Source organism: Seohaeicola saemankumensis (assembly GCF_021021435.1).
Lineage (GTDB): Bacteria > Pseudomonadota > Alphaproteobacteria > Rhodobacterales > Rhodobacteraceae > Seohaeicola.
Genome location: NZ_JAINWI010000056.1, coordinates 1 through 1,305 on the forward strand (window position 1 = coordinate 1; position 1,305 = coordinate 1,305).

The 1,305-nt window shown below is 57.7% G+C and carries 1 protein-coding gene; it reads left to right on the plus strand.

All coding sequences use genetic code 11. The annotated features are described in order from the left end of the window. Positions 1 to 17: 17 nt before the first annotated feature. Positions 18 to 1,034 carry an IS110 family transposase gene (locus K7H22_RS19930; RefSeq protein ID WP_230802551.1) on the plus strand — a complete coding sequence of 339 codons (1,017 nt, stop codon included), beginning with the start codon at positions 18 to 20 and terminating at the stop codon, positions 1,032 to 1,034. Positions 1,035 to 1,305 lie beyond the last annotated feature (271 nt).

Here is a 1,305-nt window from a genome sequence, read left to right on the forward strand (position 1 = left end):
TAGTGGAGGGCATATCGATGACAACAAAGATCAGTATTTTGGCGATCGACCTGGCAAAAGGCAGTTTTCAGGTCTGTGCTGTTGGGCCAGATGGGGCGGTTGTCTTCAACCGCGCTGTGTCGAGAACCCGGCTGGCGACGCTTTTGGCTGACCAGCCTGCCTGTATTGTGGCAATGGAGGCTTGTGCCACCTCGCATCACTGGGGCCGATTTGCACAGAGCCACGGTCATGAGGTACGGCTTGTGCCAGCTGCATATGTGAAGCCGTTTGTTAAACGTCAGAAGAACGATCGCGCTGATGCAGAAGCCATAGCGGAGGCAGCCTTGCGCCCGACAATGCGGTTTGTGGCAGTGAAGAGCGCAGAAACGCAAGGTCGTGCTGTCGCATTCCGAACGCATCAATGTATGGTTCGACAGCGCACGCAGCTTATCAATGCCCTGCGCGGCCATTTGGCTGAGTTTGGGTTGGTGGCACCCAAAGGGCCCGCAAGTCTCAAGCTGCTTGAGAACGCCCTTGCTGACGAGAGCACAGATCTGCCTGAGCCGGTCCGACACATGGGATCGATTTATGTTGAGCAGATTGCGCGTCTCACCGAAGTCATTGACCGGCTTTCCGATCAGCTGGAAACCTCATCGAAGACAGATGAGCAATTGCGCAGGCTTTGCACCATCCCAGGTATCGGCCCTGTCACCGCAGGCGCTGTCGCGGCATTCGCCCCTGATCTTGATACGTTTGACAGCGGCCGCAACTTCGCCGCCTGGCTGGGCTTGGTGCCTCGACAAAGGTCGACGGGCGGAAAGGCCAGACTGGGATCGGTCAGCAAGATGGGGCAAACCGACATCCGTCGATTGCTGATCGTCGGAGCCATGAGCGTGATCCGCTGGGTGGTTCGCAAAGGCGGTAGTGCAAACCGTTGGCTGGCCGCACTTGTCGCGCGCAAGCCGAAGATGGTGGCAGCCGTTGCCTTGGCGAACAAGATGGCGCGCATGATTTGGGCGGTTACAACAAAGCAGGAGAATTATCGAATGGCGTGACCTGATCCTGAGAAGGCGAAAGGCACGACATGGCCGCAAGGCCGGGGTGAGCGATCGTCGAGGAGTACGCGACAAGGACTTCGAAGTTCAAGGCAGGGAAAATCAGACCCGGGGCACGAGCGCTTGCAGCTCTCTGAATCGATGTGAACCCAGCCTTCCGAACAGCATACCGGCCCGTGGCGTCATAGAAGGCCACACGCAGAGGCCTGACACACGTCCGATCGAAGATCCCGCCGAAAATAAAGATAATGCTTGCCAAACAGGGGGCATC